Genomic DNA, 22,101 nt, shown 5'->3' on the forward strand with positions numbered 1-22,101 from the left:
TAGAAAGAAGAAGTGAAATGGGGCGGAGCATCGCCTTATCTCATTAGGAGGCTCAGACATTGAAGACGAAAAAGAAGCCACAATCGAACCGTCTTGTGATCGTCACTCCGGGATCCTTTCCTATCCCCTCAGGAACCAGCAGCTCGGTCGAGCAGGTGGTTTATAAGACAGCGGAGCAGCTGGTGAAGCGCATGCCTGTGGTTATTCTTGGACGAAAAGTGTCCTACCAGCCGACGAAGGAGATACGCCATGGTGTAACGTATCAGAGAGTACCCTATCAAGGGCAGACAGCTTATATTTCGCATGTGGATAAACAGCTCAGTCATTTAAGTCCAGGTATTATTCAAGTGGAAAATCGGCCGCTTTTCCTTCCCTATCTTCGCAAACGATACCCCCAAGCCATCCTAAGTCTCGTCCTCCATTCCACTTCATTTATAACGAAGCCTTATATTTCGAACGCTTCATTAACTGTCTGCTTGCTTACAGCGGATGTCATTATCGTGAATAGCGATTTTCTCAAGCGTTATCTCCAAAAAAAGGTGCCCATCGCTGCCCGCAAAATCGTTACGCATTATTTGGGGGTTGATGTTTCGCAGTTTACTTCCAAATGGTCGGAGGAAGGGGTCAAAGCTCGCACTGAAATGCGCAGAGAACTGAATAGTGAGCATGCCAAAATCATTTTATATGTCGGCAGGTTAATCCCCAAGAAAGGTGTTCATCATCTGCTTACTGCAATGAAAAGTGTCGTAAAGAGTGAACCAAACGCCAAGCTGGTTATTGTTGGTAGTGCTTTCTACGGGTCTAAGAGAGTAACCCCGTATGTAAAGCGATTGAAGAAAGCAGCCAAGGCTATGCCTGATCACGTGAAATTCATTCCATATGTGAGGCATCAAGAGATGCCTAAATGGGTTCGTATTGCTGATGTTTTCGTCGTGCCCTCGATTGGAAATGAAGCTTTCGGGCTTGTGAATGTTGAAGCTATGGCTACTGGAGTGCCTGTCGTCGCAACTCGCATAGGCGGCATTCAAGAGGTTGTAGAGGATGGAGAAACCGGCTACTTAATCGATCCGAAGGGGATTGAAACGGAGCTCCCTGCGTGTGTCCTGCGATTGCTGCAAGATGAAAGCCTGCAGCGGAAGCTGGGGGAAAGCGGGATGAAAAGGGTTGATGCGCTGTTTACATGGCAGAGAGCTGCTGAGGTCAGGTCATCGTTGTACAGTCAATTGCTGAAGGAAACGGCTCTTGTCTAGGTTAGCGCACATTTTAAGGGGGCTAATGTACTTATGAGGGTGAGTATGAATATGTTACCTATGATAATTCTTGTCGAATGGAGAGGAGTCAAATGAATAAGCGTAAGATCACCAGTAACCAGAAGGCGAACGTGCATAAAGTGAACTCCAATTTGAATGAATTGAAATGGCTGGATGAATCACCGACAAGGCCAGAGAAGATGGTTGAACAGCCCAAATTAATAGCGAAAAGTATCCCTGCTGCTCCAGAGAAAGCGGAGCCAATCAAAGTTGTGCCGGTATCCAAGGTTACCGAGCCGCAGGTCACACCTGATTTATTACTGTCCGAACGTAAAACAGGTAAGTTCGTGGACCCGGTTGTTTACACGGATGACATCGTCAATGAAGCGGTAACGTGGGACAAAATTGCCAGCCGGTCGATTGATGATACGAAAATAAAACCGTTTAGCGTTGGGGCTAGGTCGATTAAGGATGGAGCCATCGAACAAGCTAAACTTGCTCAGGCGAGCGTCACTCGCCCGAAAATTGCGAATCAAGCGATTCATGATGAACATGTTGCTCCAAACAGTATTGCGGGCGATAAAATTCAAGATAACACCTTGTCGGGTGGAAAGTTGTTTGATAGCAGCATTACAAACTCAAAAATTGCTGATAAATCGGTTGATGCCTCGAAGCTGGCAGATGGCGCGATTTTGCCACAACATTTATCTGAACTCATTATTACGAGTGACTTGATTGATCATCAAGCGATCACATCAGATAAAATTCTCAGCGGTGCCGTACAGACGAAGCATTTATCCAATTATATTATCGACACGGCAAAGCTCATGGACGCGTCCATTACCTCTGCGAAATTGCGAGATGGCGCTGTCACAGAAGAGAAATTGGCGAAGGGCAGCATCTCCTCGAGCCATATTCAGGGAGAAAGCATTCTGACCGATCATTTGGGGAAACAGTCGATTACGACAGATAGCCTGATTGATCAGGCTGTAACAGGTGCGAAGCTAGCGCCTCTGGCTGTAGACTCGATCCATATTTCACAATCCGCTGTGCGAGGCGTTCATATTGAAGGCGCTGAGGTAACGAGCTACCACATCGCTGACCAGGCGATTCGGACGAAACATATCGGAGAAGGCGCCATCGAGTCGAAGCTCATCCATGATGGAGCGATCACGGCCCCGAAATTGGGCGATAAAATCATTGCGAGCAAACATATTACATCGCAAGCAATTGAGACCGGTCACTTAAGCGATGGTGTTATTGCCAGCAGCAAATTGCAGGATGGTGCGGTTACGGCGGATAAAGTAGCGCAAGGTGCGATCATCTCCAAACATATTGGTTCACATATGATTCGAACGGAGCATCTGGAGGAAAGTGTGGTATCCACCTCCAAATTAGCTGCGGGGTCCGTTGTCACCGAGAAATTGGCCGATGGCAGTGTTGTCAACGCCAAGCTTAAAGATGAAAGTGTGACTTCCGGTAAAATCGCATACCGCTCCATACTTGCTGCTCATTTGCAGGAGGAGATCATTTCCACCAGCCATATCGCCAAAGGCGCGATTGGTGAGAAGCTAATCGACTTGCATGCGATTCATCGCAACCATATTGCGGATGAAGCCATTACAACCAGACACATTCAGGAAGAGTGCATTACGACAAGTAAGATTGCTGAAGAAGCCGTTACAACGGCGAAAATCGCTGCGATGTCGATTGAGTCACGGCATTTGCAAGATGAGATTATTGATGGCGTTCATATTAAACCAGGGACGATTACTTCCGAGCATTTGGCGCAAGGCTCCATCACGTTGGATGTTTTCGCCGATCGAAGTCTCATGGGCAGTAAACTGCAGGAACAGGCCGTTTCCACAGAAATCTTAGCGGATGGGGCTGTTACGTCAGAGAAGCTTGCGAATGGGGCCATCGGCACACAGCATCTTCAGGCGGAATCGGTAACGACGCGTATTATTGCGGATCAAGCGATTACGAACGCGAAGCTAGAAGAGTATGTGGTGACGTCCGATAAGTTGGCTGATGGAAGTGTCATCTCTGCGAAGATTTCTACGAAAGCGGTGAATGCCGAGCATATTATCGACGGTGCGATCACAGCCTCGAAATTGGCAAACGAAAGTGTACACGGCAGCAAGTTAGCCGCCGGTGCGGTCGTTGCTCGGCATTTGGCCGATGGCGCCATCGTTAGCTCCAAGGTAGCCTTTCGCGCAGTCAATAGTGAGCATCTGGCTGAAGGCTCTGTCGGAAGTACCAAGCTTGCGAATCATAGTGTAGATGCCTCGAAAATCATGCCAGGCGCAATCACAGACGAACATCTGTCCTTTGGTGTGGTCAATGGTACGAAGCTGGCGCACGGTTCTGTGAGCAATCAGCATCTCCTGGCTGGAGCCATCGATAGTGAGAAGTTAGCTGTGAACTCGGTTGATAGCTCTAAACTGGTGTCTGGTTCTGTGCATAACTACCATTTTGCAGATGGAGCGGTATATGGCACGAAGCTGGCTTCGGGCAGCGTGGATGGAAGCAAATTGACCGAAGGTGCAGTGGGCACAGAGCATCTGACTGATCAAGCTGTTATTGCCTCCAAGCTGGCTTCAGGAAGTGTAGATAGCTCGAAAATTATGTATGGCGCGATTCAGCGTGAGCATTTGTCGGATTTTATTATCGATGGATTGAAGCTTTCCTTGGGCTCCGTGACAAGCAGCCACCTTGCTCCGGGCTCTATAGATGGATGGAAACTGCTCAATGGCAGTGTCGATAGCACCAAGCTAACAGCGGATGCTGTAGGCAGCGAGAACCTTCAGGCCGAAGCCGTTATCGGTGAAAAGCTGGCACCTGGCAGCGTGGATTGCACGAAGCTGGCACTCGGTGCAGTGAATGGCGTTCATCTTGCAGATGAAGCTGTGACGGGATCGAAGCTCGCGAGCAACAGTATCGACAGCAGCAAAGTCAGTCAAGGCGCGATTGGTACAGCTCAACTAGCCGATGGCAGTGTAGATAGCTATAAACTGGCTCAGGGAGCGGTTACGGATTTTCATCTCGCGGCAGGAAGTGTGGATGGCACGAAGCTTCAAGCGGGAACGATTACCAATCAGCATATCGCAGACGCCTCGCTTACGGTGACAAAATTGGCGGATAGCGTTGTGCGTACTTCCTCCCAGCAACGAAATGTGCTGCAGCAATTCGGACTTGAGCCCTTCGTTATGAAGATCCAAGATGAAACGATCGAGCTGGTACTTCGTTTTGATGAGGAATATGCGGATACGAATTATGTGTTAACGGCGATCACGAATCATCCAGCGTGCTATGTCATTGTTAGTCAAAAATCGAAGGGCAGCGCGGTACTGTCGATCATTCGAGCCAAGTTTTCACCTGATCAACAAGGCATCGTGAATTGGATGGCCATCGGTAAGAGTTAATAAATGGAATAAAAAGGTTTAAATACCACTAGTAGCTAAAAACGGAGTTTCGCAAACTATGCGAGACTACCGTTTTTTGGTTATTTTACACTATTTAATAGATAGATGACCAATTTTCAATTTCGGGATGATCGTCCAATTTCCGTCTATTACGAAAGCATATGATAGTAGAAATGGATGTGACCACGCACCATGTGAAACATACGAACGTCCGTGAAGGGGGATGACTTGTGAAAGGTGTCGTACTTGCAGGGGGAACTGGAAGTCGTTTACGCCCTTTGACGCATATTATCAATAAACATTTGCTTCCTGTTGGTGATCAGCCCATGATTCAATATGCCATTGAAAAGCTAGCTCATGCAGGCGTTCAAGATATCCTCATTATCACGGGGAAACAATCTGCGGGCCTATATCTCGATTATTTAGGTGGCGGTGAACTATTCGGCGTCAATCTGACTTATAAGATTCAAGAGAAAGCCGGAGGCATTGCGCAAGCATTGGCTTTGGCTGAGAATTTCGTGCGGGAGGAAGAGAAATTCGTCGTTATTCTTGGGGATAACTTATTTCAAGATCCACTCGAGCCGTTTATTGAAGCTTACCAGCATCAGAGCGAAGGGGCCATGGTCATTTTAAAAGAGGTCGAGGATCCTAGAAGGTACGGCGTAGCGCAAATGAGTAATGAACACATTGTGCGTATTATAGAAAAGCCAGACAATCCAAGCTCCCCCTACGCTGTGACAGGCATTTATTTATATGATTCTACTGTGTTTAACAAGATAAAAATGCAATCGCCTTCTGCAAGAGGAGAGATGGAAATCACAGACGTGAACAATGTGTATGCAGCATCAGGCACACTTTCCCATAAGTACCTCAACGGATGGTGGATTGACGCAGGCACGCATGAATCGCTCTTTCAGGCCACTCTTTTAGTAAGGAAGGAGAACATCTAATGCAATCGTTGCTAGTAACGGGTGGTATGGGATTTATTGGAAGTAACTTTATTCATTATTGGAAGAAACATCATCCAGAGGATCATGTGATCAATGTCGATTTACTTACGTATGCAGGAAATAAAGACAATATGAAAGAGCTTGATGGGCAGACTGGTTATCAATTTGTACATGGGGATATTGGCGACGAGGCACTCATGATGAGGCTGATGCAAGAGGTTGATGTCGTCGTTCACTTTGCGGCTGAATCGCATGTCGATCGAAGTATTCATCATCCTGGCAGTTTTGTAATGACGAATGTCGTTGGCACGCAGATTTTGCTTGAGGCGGCACGCCAGCGGCAGGTGAAGAAGTTTATACATGTTTCCACAGATGAGGTTTATGGCACGCTTGGGGAAGATGGGTCTTTCAGTGAAGAGACGCCAATTGCTCCCAATTCTCCCTACTCCGCAAGTAAAGCAGGCTCTGATCTGCTGGTTCGAGCTTATTTTGAAACGTATGGTTTTCCAGCTGTCATTACCCGCTGTTCCAACAATTATGGCCCCCGCCAATTTCCTGAGAAGCTGATTCCTCTCTTAATTACCCGTGCTCTTCGCAATGAGCCGATTCCTCTCTATGGGGATGGATTGAATGTACGAGACTGGTTGTACGTAGACGATCATTGCTCGGCTATTGAACGCGTGATTGCAACTGGTGTGCCTGGGGAAGTGTACAACGTTGGCGGTCACAATGAGCGGACGAATTTGGAGGTTGTGCAGACGATTTTGAACATGCTGGGCAAACCCGTATCCTTAATCCAATATGTAGCGGATCGGCTTGGACATGATCGGCGATATGCGATCGACAGTTCGAAGATACGCCGCGAGTTGGGATGGACACCGGCTTACTCGTTTGAGATTGGTCTTCAAAAAACGCTGGACTGGTATGTGCAAGAAAGCGAGTGGTGCGCCCGTATTGCAGACGGTTCGTACCGTGTCGATAAAGAAGCTGATCTCACTTGAAAATCGCGATAACAGGCGCAGGCGGGCAGCTAGGCTATGACCTTAAGCGTGTGCTGAACCCGAAGCATGAGGTCATTTCTTGGGAGAAATCCCAATTGGATATAAGACAAGAACAAGAGGTCATGGAGAAGCTGCTGATCGAACGGCCGGACGTTGTTGTGCATGCAGCTGCCTATACGAATGTAGATAGGGCTGAATCCGAGAAGGAGTCTGCCTATCAGGTAAATGCGTTAGGCGCCCTCCATATAGCGAAGGCTTGCGAGCTTATTGAAGCCAAGCTCGTCTATGTCAGTACGGATTATGTGTTCGATGGCAAGACGTCTGCGCCCTACGACGAGGATGATGTGGCCAATCCTCTCAATACCTACGGAGAATCTAAGCTACTTGGGGAGAAATTCGTTGCGATGACCTGCTTGAAGCATTTTATTGTTCGAACCTCTTGGTTATATGGTTTGAAAGGAACAAACTTCGTCACCAAAGTATTGGAAAAGGCGCATGTGAATTCGACCCTTTCGATCGTGGATGATCAATTTGGCTCTCCTACGTATTGCTTGGACCTAGCCCTTTTCATTCGTGAGCTCATTGAAACAGACCGGTATGGTCTCTACCATGCCTCGAATCAAGGCGTATGCTCCAGGTATGAATTCGCCCAGCACATTCTTCAAGCGGCTGGGATGGGACATATTTCCTTACAGGCAGTGGCTACGCACGCTTTTCCGCCAGCGCCAGCGGCACGACCGATGTACACAGCATTTGCCCACAAAGCCATGGCGAACAATGGGTTTGGGCCGATGCGAGATTGGCGGTCGGCACTGGATTTCTTTTTGCAGGTTGATTATTACGATACAGCAGTTAAGTCTAAGAGGGTGAAAGCAACATGGTGATTCGTAACCGCATAGCGGAGGGACGCAGCCAGGGATTTCAGGCGGGTCGAGAAAGCGGCTATCGCATGGGCAGATGCCAATTTGCCCTCGACACCTGCTACCCGCCACCACTTCCGCTTCGAGAAGCAAGTGTGTTATTTATCGTGCAAGGCTTTGATGCGATTGACCAAGGGATCATTCAGGGCTTGCAGCAAACTGTGCACGTGATGCATGCAGCCGTTGCAGCCGATATGCTCCGCTTAGCCAGAGAGCTTAGGCCGAATCTGGTGCTCGTCATGAATGGTCTTCATGTGTTTCCAGCAAATCATGCTCATCACATTGATCTCATTAGACAGATGGGGATCCGCACCGCGATCTGGTTTGCGGACGATCCCTACTTTACGGATCAAACAGCCGCATTAGCTCCGCATTATGATTATGTTTTCACACATGAAATGTCCTGTGTACCGTTCTATCAAGGGATTGGCTGCAGACAGGTGCATTACTTGCCTTTGGCGGCTAGTCCAGCTGTATTTAAGCCTGTGCATGTTACGCCTGAGTACCGAAGCGATATCTGCTTCATTGGCATGGGCTTTCCTAACCGGATTGCTCTCTTCAATGAGCTAACCCCCTTTTTGTCAGGGAAAAAAGTGGTCATTGCCGGGGGACTTTGGGATCGGCTGGCGCACTATGAGCTGCTCCGACATGGCATTAAGCCCTACTTTGTTCCAATTGAAGAGTCTGTTAAGTATTATAACGGTGCCAAAATTGTATTGAACATTCACCGGCTCACCTATCATGAAACCTTTAATAAGAACAGCAGACGTCTGCCTGGCCTTTCTATTAATCCTAGGACGTATGAGATCGCAGGGTGCGGCACGCTGCAAATCACAGATCATCGTCAGGATCTGGAACAGTATTATCGAATTGGACATGAAATCGAAACCTTCCATACGACGGGAGAGCTTCTTCATAAAATGAGTCATTACTTAATTCATGAGGAAGCGCGATTGCGTATTGCTATTAATGGGATGCGAAGAACCAGAATGGAACATACGTTTGGAATGCGGTTAGTTAAGCTATTAGACATTGTATTTGCCTAGAAGGCTAGAAGGGAGTGGAGTTTGTGGGTTTTATTAATCCTGCGCATGCGCGTGCACGCGGTCATGCCGACGGTTATCAATTAGGTCACGCCAATGGCGTCAGACTGGGACAATGTGAATCCATTATTCAAAAGGCGATTCGGGACCGTCAGCCAAGTCCGATTTGGGACGTGCGTGTATTATATGTGACTTCGGGAAAAAGTTACCCTTACGAGCCGCTCGATATCGCGGTCATTAACAGTCTTCGCCCCTTAGTTCGCGAATTAATCATAGGAAACACCGTTCATGATAAGACGCATATCGGACGTCCCAAAGCCAGCATTGAGGCGATTGCCAAGAGGTTTCGTCCGGATGTGATGATCGTCTTGGAAGGGATGAATCTCTCCCTGAATATTGTGGATCGGATTCGTCAAATGGGCATTCGCACCGCGATATGGCTAACCGATGATCCATATTACACGGATATTACGGCATCCTTTGCACCGCACTATGATTATATTTTTACCTTGGAAGTGAATTGTGTACAGTTTTATCGGGAAATGGGTGGCAGGCAGGTGCATTATTTGCCGCTAGCCTTTCAACCGGACATGTTTCGTCCACGACCTGTCCCGATGGGGGGACATCGCGATATTTGCTTTATTGGCTCAGCTTACTGGAATCGCGTAGGTGTATTTAATCAGATCACGCCTTATTTAGCGACGAAAAGAATCATTATCTCCGGCATATGGTGGGAACGACTGCAGAAATATCGTCTATTGGCTCCGCAAATTCAATTGAATACGTGGATGCCGCCAGATCAAACTGCGACATTCTACAACGGGTCCAAGATCGTGATTAATATGCATCGCGCGTTTGATGACCAAGCATACAATAATAATTCCCGGCGTATCAGCGCAGCTTCGCCTAACCCGCGAACCTTTGAAATTTCTGGCTGCGGTGCTTTTCAATTGACGGATATTCGAAATGATTTAGTCAATTTCTATACGCCAGACTATGACATTGTGACTTATGGGTCGCCGGAGGAATTGCTCCACAAAATGAATCATTATTTAATTCACGAAGAGGAACGGAAGCAAATCGCGATGCGCGGGCTCTATCGCACGATGCGGGATCATACCTATACAAATCGTCTTATTACGATGCTTTCCGTCATTTTTGGGCCCAGATAAGGGCCGATGAAGATAACCTTTTTAGAAAGATGAGGTGTAGCCGTTGATCACGAAAAGAAAAGTTCGCAAGCTGACTGTGAGTAGAAAGGTTCAGAAGAAGCGGGTGGCATCGCCAAGAAAGGCGGGTCCTAAAAAACGAATCATTGTACGAAAAAAGGGACGTGCCATTCGTCGTTTGAGACCCATAGCAAGACGTAGAGGGAAGCGCAGATTAGTTCGTCGTTTGGTCCGATTTCCTAGACGCAAGCGGGGTCGAATTATCGCTCGTCGCCGTCGAGCACCGCGCCGCGTCATCCTCAGTCCAAGGGCTAGGAGAATCCAAGCGGCCTATGATCGCGCATTTAAAGAGGCATACAATGCTGGCTACGGTGTTGGCTTCGCAGAAGGGTACGCACACGAGCTTGCGCATCCAACGATTGCTTAAAGTTAAGTCACGAGGTGAGCGCGGTTGATAAAACGGAATAGGAAGAAACGTATGAAGGGGAAGGTCATCACTAGGAAAAGAAGCATTCTAAAGAAACCGATCCTCCGATCCAAAGTTAGACGGAAGCGTCCGATGACGAGGATAAATAGGACAAGCGTCTATTATCCTGTCGGCGCGGTTGTGGCCGTTTCAAATGCAGAAGGAACGATTGGGCATGTGTTGGAGCAATTGAAGCGTTTGCCGCTGAGAGAGATCGTCGTCATTGTCCATGGCTCGTCTGACCGTACGCTAGAACTGGCTAGAAGACATTCTCGTGCAATTCTAATTCAGAATCCTCAGTCTATGGAACAAAGTGCCTTGAAAGTTCTGGCTGCGAGAATCTCGAAGTCGGACTTCTTGCTTTATATAGATGGGGAAAAGGCGATTCGTGCGGATGAACTGCTTCCGTCTATTCAGAATGTTGTATTAGGCTTAGAAAATGGCACATTAGTGGGGAGGCATGAACTTGCAGCAAGTTACGAGCATCATTATTCCCACGTTTAATGGTCTAGCTTTGTTGAAAGCCTGTGTAGCATCTATCCGTAAGCATACCACGGTGCCGTATGAAATTATCGTTGTGGACAATGGGTCAGTGGACGGTACACTGATGTATTGTCGCAATGAGGGTATCAAACTTGTCGCCTTGCCTGCGAATCTCGGTTTTCCCGTAGCTTGCAATTACGGACTGCGTGCAGCGGAAGGCGACACGTTAATGCTCTTGAATAACGATACAATCGTCACGCCGAATTGGTTGCCCAAGCTGTTGAACTGTTTAAACAGTCGAGAAAATGTAGGGATGGTAGGTCCCGTTTCGAACCATGTGAATGGTAAGCAAAAAATCCGTGTCCCGTTTACAGGGATTTCGAATATGGCGCACATTTATAACCATGTCAATCCGGGGAAATGGCGGGAAACGAGACGCTTAGTTGGCTTCTGCTTGTTATTTAAGCGGGGGATGTATGACCAGGTAGGTTTGCTGGATGAGCAATTTGCACCTGGCTATTATGAGGACGATGATTATTCTTATCGTGCACGAGTAGCAGGTTATCAGCTTCTGATCGCAGGTGATTGCTTCGTTTATCATCGTGGAAGTGTTAGTTTTCGCAAAAATAGCCGTCAATCTAAGTTGCTGCTGCTGCGGCGAAATCGCCAAAAATTTATTCACAAATGGGGCGTGGATCCTGCTCGGTTTATTTAGGCACCGTTTCCCCAAGAGCTGCATAACGTAGTGTGAAAAAGGTTATAGGGGGAGCTACCATGGAGGAGCGGGTAACGAAGATTATTTCTCAGATTGCAGCTTCACATAGCCAAATGGGACGGATCTTGGAAACACATCGGCATGTGTCTGCGCAAATGGCAGCCATTGCGGGAGAGCTGCCTGACTCGCATCCGCAATTTGAGGGATTAGAGATGCTGCAGAAGCGGGCTTTGCAGCTGTCCAAAAATGTAACGGCCTATCTGAACAGCCTCGCTGAATTGGAAGATGCGATGGCGAAGCAGACGGAAATGGTGATGAAGGAAATTCATGTACCTGATGAGGAATAGAGGGAATGACCTTGAATAGAACGGACATTTATTTGCAGATGCTTGAAGCGACAGCCAAGCTGCAATACGAAATCAGTCTGATGCTGGAAGCCAGAGTTGTGGAAGCCGCGAAGTCGCAAAACTGGATTTGTCGGCATATCAACGGGACAAATTTGGAGGGGCATGACCATAAAATGGAGGTCACTGGCGAGATCCATGAGAGTGTTATTGACCTTATAGGTGGTTTAACGAAGATGGAAAATGCGCTAAATCGTCAAATGAAAGCTTTGCTGGGGAAACCTTCTTCTGGTTCAGCGTTAGGAGGCGCCGACGACGGCGGCATGGACTTTGGCGGCCTACTTTCGTTTGGTGAGGATGAGAAGCTGTGAGGGAAAAGGAATGGAATCGCGAACGTGTGGAGCTGCATATGTTGATCTCGCTGGCGAGGAGCCAGCGAGCACTATGCCGAATCATCGAATCTGTCGCGGATCACATGGAGGGCTCAGAACAGCTGGCTAGCCATGTTGCGGACAATCTAAAGACGATCAGTGACTATCAACGTGCCCTGATGATGAAAGTATCCAATCAGAGCAGGCGCACACGTGTTATCGGTAAGTCTGGCAAGCCTAGTAAGCCTTGGACGAATAAACATGTGAAGTCTTAACCCCAGCGAATGATCAATCCGGCGTGCGTCAATCCACCGCCAAATCCATAGAGTAACAAAGTGTCACCGGTCTTTACTTTCCCTTCTTGAATGCCCAAATCCAGCGCAAGCGGGATGGAGGCTGCGGACGTGTTGCCGAAGTATTCAAGACTAACCAGCGTTTGTTCTATCGGGATACCGCTCTTCTCACAGATGGAATCGATCATGCGCAGGTTCGCGCTATGAGGGATGAACCAATCGATGGCTGTGATCGGCAAACCGCTTTTTTGCAGCAGCTGTTCAATGCCTTGCGGGACGGTTGAAACAGCGAAACGGTACACTTCGCGCCCGTTTTGGACAAGCTTGCCTGTATCGGTTAAGGCTGCTCCGTTCAGTTCGGTAGCAAGTCCAGTCCGGTACACATGCTTGGCGCCAGTGCCATCCGCTCCTATGTGATGAGCGAGATAAGCAGGCTGAGCTTCCTCTCTTTGGACGACGACGGCCCCAGCCCCATCACCAAATAAAATGCAGGTGGAACGGTCGGCGTAATCCGTGATCTTGGACAAGGCATCGCCGCCGATCACGAGAATCTTGTGATGTAAGCCTGAGGCGACTAGCGCACCGGCGGTGTGCAGCGCATAAGTGAAGCCTGCGCAGGTGGCATTGAGATCGTAGGCGCCTGCACCGGCGAGGCCGAAGTGGGCTTGAACTTGACACGCGACAGGCGTGGACGATAAGTCCGGTGTGTGTGTGGACACGATGATGAGCTCGACATCGTCGAGCGCGCCTGGGTTTCGATCAAGCAGATTTTGCACAGCCGCTATACATAAATGACTGGTGAACTCATGCTCTCCGGCGATTCGGCGTTCACGAATGCCCGTGCGTTGCACGATCCATTCATCATTCGTATCCACCATGCGGGAGAGATCCTCGTTGGTTAATCTGTGTTCAGGCACATAGGTGCCGATGGCTGAAATACGGGCTTGCAAGGGTTTGGAGGAAGGCATGAGTAACACTCCTTTTGGGATATGATTAACATAATTTTAGTACTAGATATTAGTAGTTGGTACTAAAGTTAGTTTAAGATAGGGAGTGTGGTTTGTCAATGGGATCTCGGCTCGATTCGAGTGATCTAATCTCCTGAAAATGAAGATAATAATGAGGGGTTCCATTGCTGGAACCCCTTTCATTTGCTTTAAAATGACAAATTGTTTAATTTTTTTGAAAAAGTCAAAAATTCATAATAGGGTTCATTAAAAAACGTTTCTAAGTTGCGCGGCATGTGCTATTCTTAATAAAAAAAAATTTTCTGGAGTGAAGAGAAATGCAAGTGACTGATGTCGAAAAAGTACCATCCTTGTTTTCCAGAACGAATCCTTTTCAAGCAAAAGTGTTAAAAAATGTTAATTTGAACGGAGAAGGCTCCAGCAAAGAAACACGCCATATTGAACTTTCGCTCGAAGGCTCTGGCCTGTCCTATGTGCCTGGCGATTGCTTAGGCGTAGTTCCAGACAATGATCCGGAATTAGTCGCTTCGATCCTTGAGGTTATGAAGTGGGATGCGGACACGGCAGTTGTCATTAATAAACAGAACGATACGCTCCCATTAAAAGAAGCGCTTTTGAAGCATTTCGAGCTTACGCTGTTGTCCAGGAAAATCGTTCAGCAAGCAGCTGAGTTTTCCGATAATGAAGCGTTGAAGCAGCTTGTGGCGGATACGGAGCAGCTGAAGGCTTATACAGACGGACGCGATGTGCTTGACTTGCTGAGTGAATTTGGACCTTGGAAAGCTTCCGCGCACGAAATTGTCGCTTTATTAAGAAAAATGCCGCCACGCTTATATTCTATCGCAAGCAGCTTCGCAGCAAAACCGGGTGAAGTTCACCTGACGATCGGTGCTGTTCGCTACATAGCGCACGGCCGCGAGCGCAAAGGTGTATGTTCCGTGATGTGCGCAGAGCGTTTGAACGAAGGAGATACCGTTCCGGTCTTTGTTCAAGTAAATAAACATTTCAACCTTCCGGAATCCTCGGAGCAGGATATCATCATGGTAGGACCTGGTACAGGTATTGCACCATTCCGTTCCTTTATTCAAGAGCGTGCGGTGAGCAAAGCGACAGGCAAAGCATGGCTGTTCTTTGGCGACCAGCGTTCCGCGACAGATTTCCTCTACAAAGAAGAGCTGGAGCAATATCAACAAGAAGGCGCACTGACTAAAATCGACGCAGCTTTCTCCCGCGATACAGCGCAGAAAGTGTATGTGCAAAATAAAATGCAAGAGAATAGCCAGGAGCTATTCGCATGGATAGAGGGCGGAGCTTACTTCTACGTGTGTGGGGATAAGCAAAACATGGCGAAGGATGTTCACAACACCCTGATCGACATTATTGAAAAAGAAGGCAAGTTGAGCCGCGAAGACGCTGAAGCGTATTTGAATGGCTTGCAAGAGCAAGGTCGTTACCAACGCGACGTATATTAAATGGACGAAGACCGAGGTCAAACTCGGTCTTTTTTTATTTTGGCTCTGTTAAATTTTAATGTTGATAGTAAGTGAAAAAAATAGAACCACCAATTGTCTGGGAGTTCTATTTTGTAATATAGTCTTATTCAATCAATGCACCCGTTTGAGTGAGACATTGTTCACGATTTTCCCTCTAAATCAGCAATTCTCTTTTCAAGTTCTTTTACTTTTTTAATACTGGTCAATGCATTCGTAAAAGCAATAAGTCCGAATACGAACCCACAAATACCAAAAATTTCCACGTAATCACTCCTTATTTAAAACTTTACGATATAATGATATCACTATTTTAAAACATCTGTTCTGATTATTCAATTATCAACAACTAACTTTAACAGAGCCTTTATTTTAAAAGGCTAGTAGTCCGATATTTCCGAATTAAAACGAGTATTACTCTTATAAAAAGGCTAATAGTTCGATTCAGCCGAACTATTTAGCCATTTTTCTTTCGAGTGGGTTGTATGTGGTCATTTAGTTTGGCAAAGTCGGACTAATTAACATTCCCGGATGTGAACAGTGAGATTAGTTCGGCAAATTCGAACGAATCGGTACAGAGGGAATGATGACCCGAGCTAGTCGAAAAAATCGACTTACGCACACTTTACTCTTCTATATTTGCTCCGCTGAAACCAGTCACAGCACAAAAACGGAGGCATTTGCAAAATGAAAAGGAGCTAAGCGCTAACACGCTTTAGCTCCTTTTGCATACCTGAAATTGGCCATAACGGACTATCAAGCCGATTCAAGCTGTCTTCTTTGACGCTTTGCTTTTCTAGCATGGAGAAGCTCATACACCGTTGGCACCATAATCAAGGTGAAAATGGTGGCTGAAGTCAAGCCGCCAATAACGACAACGGCTAAGCCGCGGGATACGATGCTGCCTTCTTCGGCCTTGGCGAGTACAAGTGGGATCATCGCACAAATCGTCGCTACAGCGGTCATCAAGATCGGACGCATCCGCGTTGCCGCGGCTTCCAGCAAGGAATCGCGAATGGTCATGTGCTCTTCGTTTTGCTTCACGCGGTCGATCAAGACGATCGCGTTCGTGACGACGATTCCGATCAGCATTAGGAAGCCGAAGATGGAGGTCACGTCGAACGAGGTTTTCGTGATCATCATCCCAACAATCGCACCTACAGCCGCGAAAGGCAGGGATACCATACTCGCAATTGGAGCACGGAACGATTTAAACGTAATCACCATGATCAACAATACGATACCAATGGAAATGGCCATCGTCATGAACAAGTCAGCAAAATCACTGGATTGCTCTGCTGAAGCTCCGCCAACGGTTAATGCCACACCAGTTGGAAGCTTTAGATCTTTTGTTTTATTCGTGATCTCTGTGTTGATTTTAGATAATTTGGCGGAGTCAACTAGTGCCGTCACACGCAAAAATTGTTGGCTATTCTTTTGCAGAATCGTGTTGGACTCATTCGTTTTCTCGATTTTTGCCACAGATGTTAAGGCTGCTGAACCCGTTGCTGTCATGATTTGAATGTTGGACAGATCTGAAACCGTCGTCGGATTAATCAAAGCATCTAACACGACTGGAATTTCCTTGTTCTCCAGCTTCATGGAACCAATCGGCGTTGGATTCATGAGGGAACGAATCGTGCCAGCAATTTCTTGCGGCTTCGCCAATGCAGGATCGACGGTAATCGAAAAGCCGGGCTTTGTTACATTTTGATTGCTCGTCACTTTCTCGACGCCTTCGATGCCTTTAATTGCCGCAATGACATCTGTTGCTGCTTGATCGAGGCTCTTGGCCGAATCTCCGGTTAAATCAACCGTAATAGCGGAGCCGCTGCCTCCATCAAAACTGCCGCCGCCAGCTTGCAAATCAGCATCTGGATATTTGGATTTCTGGGCATTGACTTGATCGATAAAATGCTGAGTATCCACATCTTTTTTCATAAATACTTGGAAATTCGCGATCGTTGGAGGCGCTACGCTGCCCCATTTCGCATTATCCTCGGTGTTCCCTTGTTGAAGAATGAGATGGTCAACTTCACTTTGCTCGAGCATAAATTTCTCTAATTCCATCGCTTTGTCACGCACGGTTGCGATCGGTGTTTCTGGTGTATAGGAGAGACTGACCACTAACTGACTTGCTGTGGAGCCGCCAACTGCACCTTTTGGCATTACAAAGTAAAGCGCGATGGAGCCGCCAAATAGGATCAGGGAAGCGAAGATGGAGATGAATTTATGATTCAAGCTCCAGGCTAAAATATTTCGTAGACCTTTCGATTCTTTATGCTCCTTCAGTTTCGTATTGCGAAGCAACCAAGCGCTCATCACAGGAACGACCGTTAACGCAACCAGCAAGGAGGAAAGCAGGGAATACGTCACCGTTAAGGCAAAAGGAAGCAGGAACGCTTGCAAGGACCCTTTCAATAGTCCCAGCGGCAAGAACACGGCAACCGTCGTTAAGGTTGAAGCGGTAATGGCTCTCGCCACCTCACGCGTTGCATCAATGATTAATTCTTTGGAGAACTCAGATTTCTGCGTTCTTCTGAAAATATTTTCAATAACAACGATACTATCATCGACGAGTCGGCCTACGGCGACAGCGACCCCGCCTAAGGTCAGTATGTTCAGCGTTACACCGGATTGGGAAAGCAGGAACAAGGTCAATCCCAGTGATAACGGAATGGAAACAATCGTAATAAATGTGGAACGAATGTTTCGAAGGAAGATCAGAATGACGATAGTCGCAAATAAGGCGCCAAGCAATACTTCTCTCATCATACTGTTAACGGATGTGACGACGGACTCAGCCGTGGAGTAAATGACCTCTGCAGTCGCATTCGGGTATTTCGTCGCGATTTCATCAGAGATTTTAGCTACTTCCTTACTAATATCCACCGCATTGGAGCTCGTATCCTTCGTAACGACCAATGTGAGGGAGTCTTTGCCGTTGATCCGAGTTAATGTATCTTTGTTAGCGGCAACTTCAACCGTAGCCACATCTTTTAGTTTGACGCCAGGTGCTACAGTTAAATTATTAAGCGTATTGAGATCGTCCATGTTCCCTACGACTTTAATTGCGCTCGTTTTGCCATCGATGGGTCTCTCCCCAACGTTGACGGTCACATTCTGGCCCTGTAGGACACCCATTAATACTTGGGCAGGCAATTGAGCTTTCGCTAGCTTATCTTTGTCTGGATGGATGATCACTTGAGACACCGATGTGCCGCCAAGTACAACGCTTGCTAAACCTCTGATTTTTTGGAACTCAGGTAAGATTTTCTCTTGCGCAAGCTCGACATTTTGTTTCGTGATGCCGTCTTTGAAGTTGAGGGCTACCCAGGAGAGTGGAATCATCGAGGTGTTTAAACGAATAACAAAAGGCTTCGACATGCCTGCTGGCAGAACAACCGAGGAGATCGCTTCTTGAACGCTCGCTTGCGCATCCTTCATTTTAATATCCGAATCAAATGTCATATCAATTTTCGTAAAGCCATCGGAAGAGGTGGAGAAGACTTCCTTCTTACCCGGCACACTGGAGACAGCTTTCTCTATAGGTGTAGTTGCACTATCTAGCATGGATTTGGCATCGTAGCCTTGACCGACGACCGTAACACTAATTTGCGGAAAATCTGCGCTAGGCAGGAATTCCATCGGCAATTTAAAATAACTGCCGACACCTGTACCTAAAATTAAGATTACTAAAAAAATTACTGCTGCTTTGTTGCTAAAAGCCCATCTCGTAAACCATGTCACACGTCTCGCTCCCTTTCATCATCTATCTCTTTATTTCTCTAGGATCAAGTATAGCAATAGTTATTTTGAAGCGAATATGGCTTGAGTCGGGTTTCATCTCAGTCTGAGGACTGAGAAATCCCTTAGGTATAGAATTCCATCTTTGATGGGTTCTATGTAAATATGGTTCCAAAACGAGCGTATTTTCATGAATTTGGATAAAAGAAGGACCGTGTGGAAATGCTACCCTTATCGTCCATCGTGTGGCGAAGATACTGAAGAAGACGGGAAGTGAACGTAACGCATGTTACAAGGCAAAAAGAGGTTAATTTGGATAGCCCTTATCTGTGTGGTCTTGTTCAGTGCTTCCACAACGACTGTATTTGCGTATGGCAAAGGCGCGAAAGGTCCAGACGTCTACGCAGTCCAAGGGATGTTGAAATCTCTGGGCTACTATTCGGGACCGATTACAGGCTACTATGGCAATCAAACGCAAGCTGGGGTTAAAGCATTTCAAAGTAGATATGGGTTGCCCGTGACAGGAAATGTCGACGATCAGACCCTGCAATCGATTCTATGGGCATATGGGAATCTGAAGATTCCGAAGAAGGCGGCCCCAACGCCAGTCCCAACACCGGCGCCGACGCCGTATACACCGAGTCCTACACCTGCACCGCAGGTACCATCAACATCCGGATTAACTGTCGAAGAGCAGCAAATGCTGGATCTCGTGAACAAAGAGAGAACGGCTATCGGACTATCCCCGCTTGCAGCGGATTTGGAACTCACCAAAACAGCGCGAATCAAAAGCCAGGATATGGTCGATAACAAATATTTCTCGCATGATTCACCGACTTATGGTTCGCCATTTGATATGATGGAAAAGTTCGGGATTACGTATAATGCAGCAGGGGAGAACATTGCATGTAACCAAAGTGTTACAGCGGCACATGAAGCACTCATGAACTCTCCAGGTCATAAAGCGAATATTTTAAGTAAAGATTATACACATATCGGCATTGGCATCGTGGATGGCGGGCCGTGCGGCAAGATGTTTACGCAGCAGTTTATTGGGAAATAGAAAGAGGGAGCTAAGCGGTGTTTGCGCGCTTGGCTCTTTTTTTTTGCGCGTGTGAGGAGGTGGGCAAAAATGCGAAAGAGCACTTATTTTCAGGGGAAATGAGTAAATATAGCTAAATTAGTGCAAAAAGGCATCCTTTTATGCTGGAAAGGGGGCTAAATGAGGAATGCTGGCAGAAATAGTTGCACATTTGCAAGCATTTCCGATAGAAAGGTAACGTTGGTTCAGAAGGTTGTACTTTTACATTTTCACTGGTGCAAATACGAAAAAAGGCCCCCACACATGTGGGAACCTCTCAGGATAATATATGAATTATGTCGCTGAAACAGGTTTAATCGCTTCGGTCCATTCCGTATACTTCTGCAGCGCAGCGCCTTGCTCAATCGCATGACGGGCCATGTAGATGCCTTCTTCGATGGAGCCTGCTTTTTGGGATACCCACAAGCGCACAGCGCTGTTTAGCAGCACCATATTTAAGTAAGGGAGCGCAGCATCTCCGCGCAATACAGACAATGCGGTTTCAGCTTGCAGTTCAGCTGTCCATTCCACTTCAGGAACTTCCACCATCAGCTCATAAATTTCAGGGTCTACAATGAATAACTCACTCGTCTCGCCTTGGATGAGATAAGTTCTAGTTCGCTTATCGACGCCCAGATCCTCGGAGCCCTCCATACCTTGCACGACAATCCCGCGAGAAACTCCTAATTCAATGAGTAAATTCGTGATTTTCTCAAAAACAGTCCCGTGGAACACGCCGACGGCCATATAAGGTGCTTCTGTGAAGCGCAGCAGCTTTTCCGCTGTATTGAACACGGTTCTCAAACCGAGTTCCTTGCGCAGCTCGCGCAGCTCGCCAAGCGGTTCGCACCAGCTTTCGGTTGGTGCGAACAAGAAGCCTGTTCGCGCTGCAGCCGAAATCAGTGCTTCGCGCGAAGCACCGAGCGCATTGACGCCGAGCGCTGTGAGCACATCGGACAACGTGATGCCCCACTTCGGCGGCATGCTCGGACTGCCGTGCAGCGTTGTCGGCAAGCCGCAGGCTGCGAGCACGAACGCTGTTGGCAGCGTCGCGATGAACGTGCGTGTACGCCCATCATAGGGGCCGGCGCAGTCCATGCTGCCAGCTATTGGATACGTCGTCACGCGGTCTCGCAGCGCGTTAATGAAGGCTTTGATTTCATCCGGAGATTCCATCTTAATGCGTTCGGCTACGAGAAAAGCGCCAATTTGGGCCTGTGTCGCCTTTCCGGTAAGTATGAGTTCAGCGGCTTGGGCTGCTTCTTCATAAGTAAGATCTCTGGCTCCGCGTTTACCGCGACCCACTTCTTTTAATAGAGATATCATCGTTTGCGGCCTCCTTTGTTCTGATCCTGTAAAATCTGATATACCTTGACGATGGAGGTTGCGACGTCTACCATACGCTTACGCTCATTCATGGCTTGTTTACGGAGAAAATCATACGCTTCAGCTTCTGAAATGCCTTTGATTTCGCATAAAATTCGCTTAGCCTGATCGACCCACTTGCGTTCCTCGAGTTTGGAAAGGAGCTGTTCACGTTCTTGCTGCCACTCGGTACGTTGGAAATAATGATTGACGCCTAGAAGTAACGCGGCGTGAATTTCTAGCGGACTCATCATGGAGCCGATTAAGCCATCAATACCTGCATCCATTTTACATTCATTAGAAGGAAAAGTGTGTGCATCACACCACCAGAAAAGGGGGAGACTCCGCACAGCAAGCAAGCGAGTACGCCAGTCTGCTACTTTATCAGGACTTACCGATAATAATACAGCATCGACCTTCGGGATGAAAAAGGAAATTTCTTTCATATTAGATGAAGCATAAATGCGGAACCCCAAATCCTTCATGATTTCATCTGGTACACTAGGTGACGGCTCAGAGGAGGCGGCTGAGCGAGTTGGCAGGAACTCGTCGATCAGAATGAATGATTGTAACATGGCAAAACCTCCATCTTGAATAACATTCTTCTCATGATATGTACATGTTAGGTTTTGGTGCTATTTGGAATTATTATACGGCATTACTATAGCATACGCATCTGAATTTTGTCGATATATTACATTGTAATCGTTGTTCAATATTTTTGTGTTATGTTTATTGACATTGGAAAAAACGCATCGTATAATCAAGTTAGAAATCGGCACAATGATGTGCCACCTAACGAAGGCAACGGCGCCTATCCCCTTACAAATACGTAAATGGATAGGCTTTTTATGTTCAATTTACATGGATTTTAAAACTCTATCATGCTGATCACGAGGAAGTGGCAGCAGTGGCAATGAGGCCGATAAGCATCCCGCAATTGATGGGGGTTGTTTGTCGGCCTTTTCTGTCAACGTGCAGTCAAAAACAAATTGGATAGGAAAAAAAGAAGGCGAAAAG

Annotated in this window: 20 protein-coding genes; 15 read left to right on the plus strand and 5 right to left on the minus strand. The window is 47.2% G+C overall.

The window, feature by feature from the left end:
• Positions 1–59 precede the first annotated feature (59 nt).
• The 13 genes from AC58UX_RS00170 (at position 60) to AC58UX_RS00230 (ending at position 12,412) form a co-directional block, all read left to right on the plus strand.
• A complete protein-coding gene (locus AC58UX_RS00170) occupies positions 60–1,250 on the plus strand; it encodes a glycosyltransferase family 4 protein (protein ID WP_497248526.1) in 1,191 nt (396 codons plus the stop codon).
• A 92-nt stretch (positions 1,251–1,342) separates the two neighbouring features.
• Positions 1,343–4,675, plus strand: a complete 3,333-nt coding sequence (locus AC58UX_RS00175) for a WIAG-tail domain (protein ID WP_497248528.1) — start codon at positions 1,343–1,345, stop codon at positions 4,673–4,675.
• Positions 4,676–4,905: 230 nt separating this feature from the next.
• Entirely contained in the window at positions 4,906–5,625 is a 720-nt protein-coding gene (locus AC58UX_RS00180; RefSeq protein ID WP_497248530.1) for a sugar phosphate nucleotidyltransferase, read from the plus strand.
• Positions 5,625–6,626 (plus strand): dTDP-glucose 4,6-dehydratase, encoded by a 1,002-nt coding sequence (gene rfbB, locus AC58UX_RS00185; protein ID WP_497248532.1) that lies wholly within the window; start codon positions 5,625–5,627, stop codon positions 6,624–6,626. The genes AC58UX_RS00180 and rfbB overlap by 1 nt, the downstream gene beginning before the upstream one ends.
• Positions 6,623–7,510 (plus strand): dTDP-4-dehydrorhamnose reductase, encoded by an 888-nt coding sequence (gene rfbD / locus AC58UX_RS00190; protein ID WP_497248534.1) that lies wholly within the window; start codon positions 6,623–6,625, stop codon positions 7,508–7,510. The genes rfbB and rfbD overlap by 4 nt, the downstream gene beginning before the upstream one ends.
• Positions 7,504–8,592, plus strand: coding sequence for a CgeB family protein (locus AC58UX_RS00195; RefSeq protein WP_497248536.1), 1,089 nt, complete (start codon positions 7,504–7,506; stop codon positions 8,590–8,592). Before rfbD ends, AC58UX_RS00195 begins: the two co-directional genes overlap by 7 nt.
• A gap of 23 nt (positions 8,593–8,615) precedes the next feature.
• Positions 8,616–9,761: a CgeB family protein gene (locus tag AC58UX_RS00200; RefSeq protein WP_497248538.1), complete on the plus strand. Its 1,146-nt coding sequence runs from the start codon at positions 8,616–8,618 to the stop codon at positions 9,759–9,761.
• A 43-nt stretch (positions 9,762–9,804) separates the two neighbouring features.
• A complete protein-coding gene (locus AC58UX_RS00205) occupies positions 9,805–10,185 on the plus strand; it encodes a hypothetical protein (RefSeq protein ID WP_497248540.1) in 381 nt (126 codons plus the stop codon).
• Between the two features lie 132 nt (positions 10,186–10,317).
• On the plus strand, positions 10,318–10,728 hold the full coding sequence (locus AC58UX_RS00210) for a glycosyltransferase (protein ID WP_497248542.1): 411 nt from the start codon (positions 10,318–10,320) through the stop codon (positions 10,726–10,728).
• Positions 10,685–11,422, plus strand: a complete 738-nt coding sequence (locus tag AC58UX_RS00215) for a glycosyltransferase family 2 protein (RefSeq protein ID WP_497248544.1) — start codon at positions 10,685–10,687, stop codon at positions 11,420–11,422. The genes AC58UX_RS00210 and AC58UX_RS00215 overlap by 44 nt, the downstream gene beginning before the upstream one ends.
• A 59-nt stretch (positions 11,423–11,481) precedes the next feature.
• Positions 11,482–11,769, plus strand: a complete 288-nt coding sequence (locus AC58UX_RS00220) for a nucleoside-diphosphate sugar epimerase (protein ID WP_497248546.1) — start codon at positions 11,482–11,484, stop codon at positions 11,767–11,769.
• Positions 11,770–11,774: 5 nt separating this feature from the next.
• Complete coding sequence (locus AC58UX_RS00225) at positions 11,775–12,137, plus strand: alpha-helical endospore appendage domain-containing protein (protein WP_497248548.1); 363 nt, start codon at positions 11,775–11,777, stop codon at positions 12,135–12,137.
• Complete coding sequence (locus tag AC58UX_RS00230; RefSeq protein ID WP_497248550.1) at positions 12,134–12,412, plus strand: hypothetical protein; 279 nt, start codon at positions 12,134–12,136, stop codon at positions 12,410–12,412. The genes AC58UX_RS00225 and AC58UX_RS00230 overlap by 4 nt, the downstream gene beginning before the upstream one ends.
• On the opposite strand, the gene AC58UX_RS00235 is transcribed toward AC58UX_RS00230, so the two are convergent.
• The gene (locus AC58UX_RS00235) at positions 12,409–13,398 is read right to left on the minus strand and encodes a ketoacyl-ACP synthase III (RefSeq protein ID WP_497248552.1); all 990 of its coding nucleotides are present in this window, start codon (positions 13,396–13,398) and stop codon (positions 12,409–12,411) included. The genes AC58UX_RS00230 and AC58UX_RS00235 overlap by 4 nt on opposite strands.
• A gap of 317 nt (positions 13,399–13,715) precedes the next feature.
• Between AC58UX_RS00235 and AC58UX_RS00240 the strand changes: the two genes are divergently transcribed.
• Positions 13,716–14,870 (plus strand): sulfite reductase subunit alpha, encoded by a 1,155-nt coding sequence (locus AC58UX_RS00240; protein WP_497248554.1) that lies wholly within the window; start codon positions 13,716–13,718, stop codon positions 14,868–14,870.
• Between the two features lie 161 nt (positions 14,871–15,031).
• Here AC58UX_RS00240 and AC58UX_RS00245 read toward each other — a convergent pair whose 3' ends face one another.
• Both AC58UX_RS00245 and AC58UX_RS00250 read right to left on the minus strand, forming a co-directional pair.
• Positions 15,032–15,154 (minus strand): hypothetical protein, encoded by a 123-nt coding sequence (locus AC58UX_RS00245; protein ID WP_497248556.1) that lies wholly within the window; start codon positions 15,152–15,154, stop codon positions 15,032–15,034.
• A gap of 490 nt (positions 15,155–15,644) precedes the next feature.
• Positions 15,645–18,638: an efflux RND transporter permease subunit gene (locus tag AC58UX_RS00250; RefSeq protein WP_497248558.1), complete on the minus strand. Its 2,994-nt coding sequence runs from the start codon at positions 18,636–18,638 to the stop codon at positions 15,645–15,647.
• A gap of 283 nt (positions 18,639–18,921) precedes the next feature.
• Here AC58UX_RS00250 and AC58UX_RS00255 point away from each other — a divergent pair, with 283 nt between their 5' ends.
• Positions 18,922–19,698, plus strand: a complete 777-nt coding sequence (locus AC58UX_RS00255; protein WP_497248560.1) for a peptidoglycan-binding protein — start codon at positions 18,922–18,924, stop codon at positions 19,696–19,698.
• A 312-nt stretch (positions 19,699–20,010) separates the two neighbouring features.
• Here AC58UX_RS00255 and AC58UX_RS00260 read toward each other — a convergent pair whose 3' ends face one another.
• The gene (locus tag AC58UX_RS00260; RefSeq protein WP_497248562.1) at positions 20,011–21,042 is read right to left on the minus strand and encodes an anthranilate phosphoribosyltransferase; all 1,032 of its coding nucleotides are present in this window, start codon (positions 21,040–21,042) and stop codon (positions 20,011–20,013) included.
• Positions 21,039–21,656 (minus strand): ANTAR domain-containing response regulator, encoded by a 618-nt coding sequence (locus AC58UX_RS00265; RefSeq protein ID WP_497248564.1) that lies wholly within the window; start codon positions 21,654–21,656, stop codon positions 21,039–21,041. Before AC58UX_RS00265 ends, AC58UX_RS00260 begins: the two co-directional genes overlap by 4 nt.
• Positions 21,657–22,101 lie beyond the last annotated feature (445 nt).

It is taken from the genome of Paenibacillus sp. J22P90 (assembly GCF_059692195.1).

Coding starts and splice junctions, on each gene's coding strand:
- AC58UX_RS00175 (WP_497248528.1), top strand. CDS start 1,343: ATGAATAAGCGTAAGATCACCAGTAACCAGAAGGCGAACGTGCATAAA.
- rfbB (WP_497248532.1), top strand. CDS start 5,625: ATGCAATCGTTGCTAGTAACGGGTGGTATGGGATTTATTGGAAGTAAC.
- AC58UX_RS00195 (WP_497248536.1), top strand. CDS start 7,504: ATGGTGATTCGTAACCGCATAGCGGAGGGACGCAGCCAGGGATTTCAG.
- AC58UX_RS00210 (WP_497248542.1), top strand. CDS start 10,318: ATGACGAGGATAAATAGGACAAGCGTCTATTATCCTGTCGGCGCGGTT.
- AC58UX_RS00215 (WP_497248544.1), top strand. CDS start 10,685: ATGAACTTGCAGCAAGTTACGAGCATCATTATTCCCACGTTTAATGGT.
- AC58UX_RS00220 (WP_497248546.1), top strand. CDS start 11,482: ATGGAGGAGCGGGTAACGAAGATTATTTCTCAGATTGCAGCTTCACAT.
- AC58UX_RS00225 (WP_497248548.1), top strand. CDS start 11,775: ATGACCTTGAATAGAACGGACATTTATTTGCAGATGCTTGAAGCGACA.
- AC58UX_RS00235 (WP_497248552.1), bottom strand. CDS start 13,398: ATGCCTTCCTCCAAACCCTTGCAAGCCCGTATTTCAGCCATCGGCACC.
- AC58UX_RS00240 (WP_497248554.1), top strand. CDS start 13,716: ATGCAAGTGACTGATGTCGAAAAAGTACCATCCTTGTTTTCCAGAACG.
- AC58UX_RS00255 (WP_497248560.1), top strand. CDS start 18,922: ATGTTACAAGGCAAAAAGAGGTTAATTTGGATAGCCCTTATCTGTGTG.
- AC58UX_RS00260 (WP_497248562.1), bottom strand. CDS start 21,042: ATGATATCTCTATTAAAAGAAGTGGGTCGCGGTAAACGCGGAGCCAGA.
- AC58UX_RS00265 (WP_497248564.1), bottom strand. CDS start 21,656: ATGTTACAATCATTCATTCTGATCGACGAGTTCCTGCCAACTCGCTCA.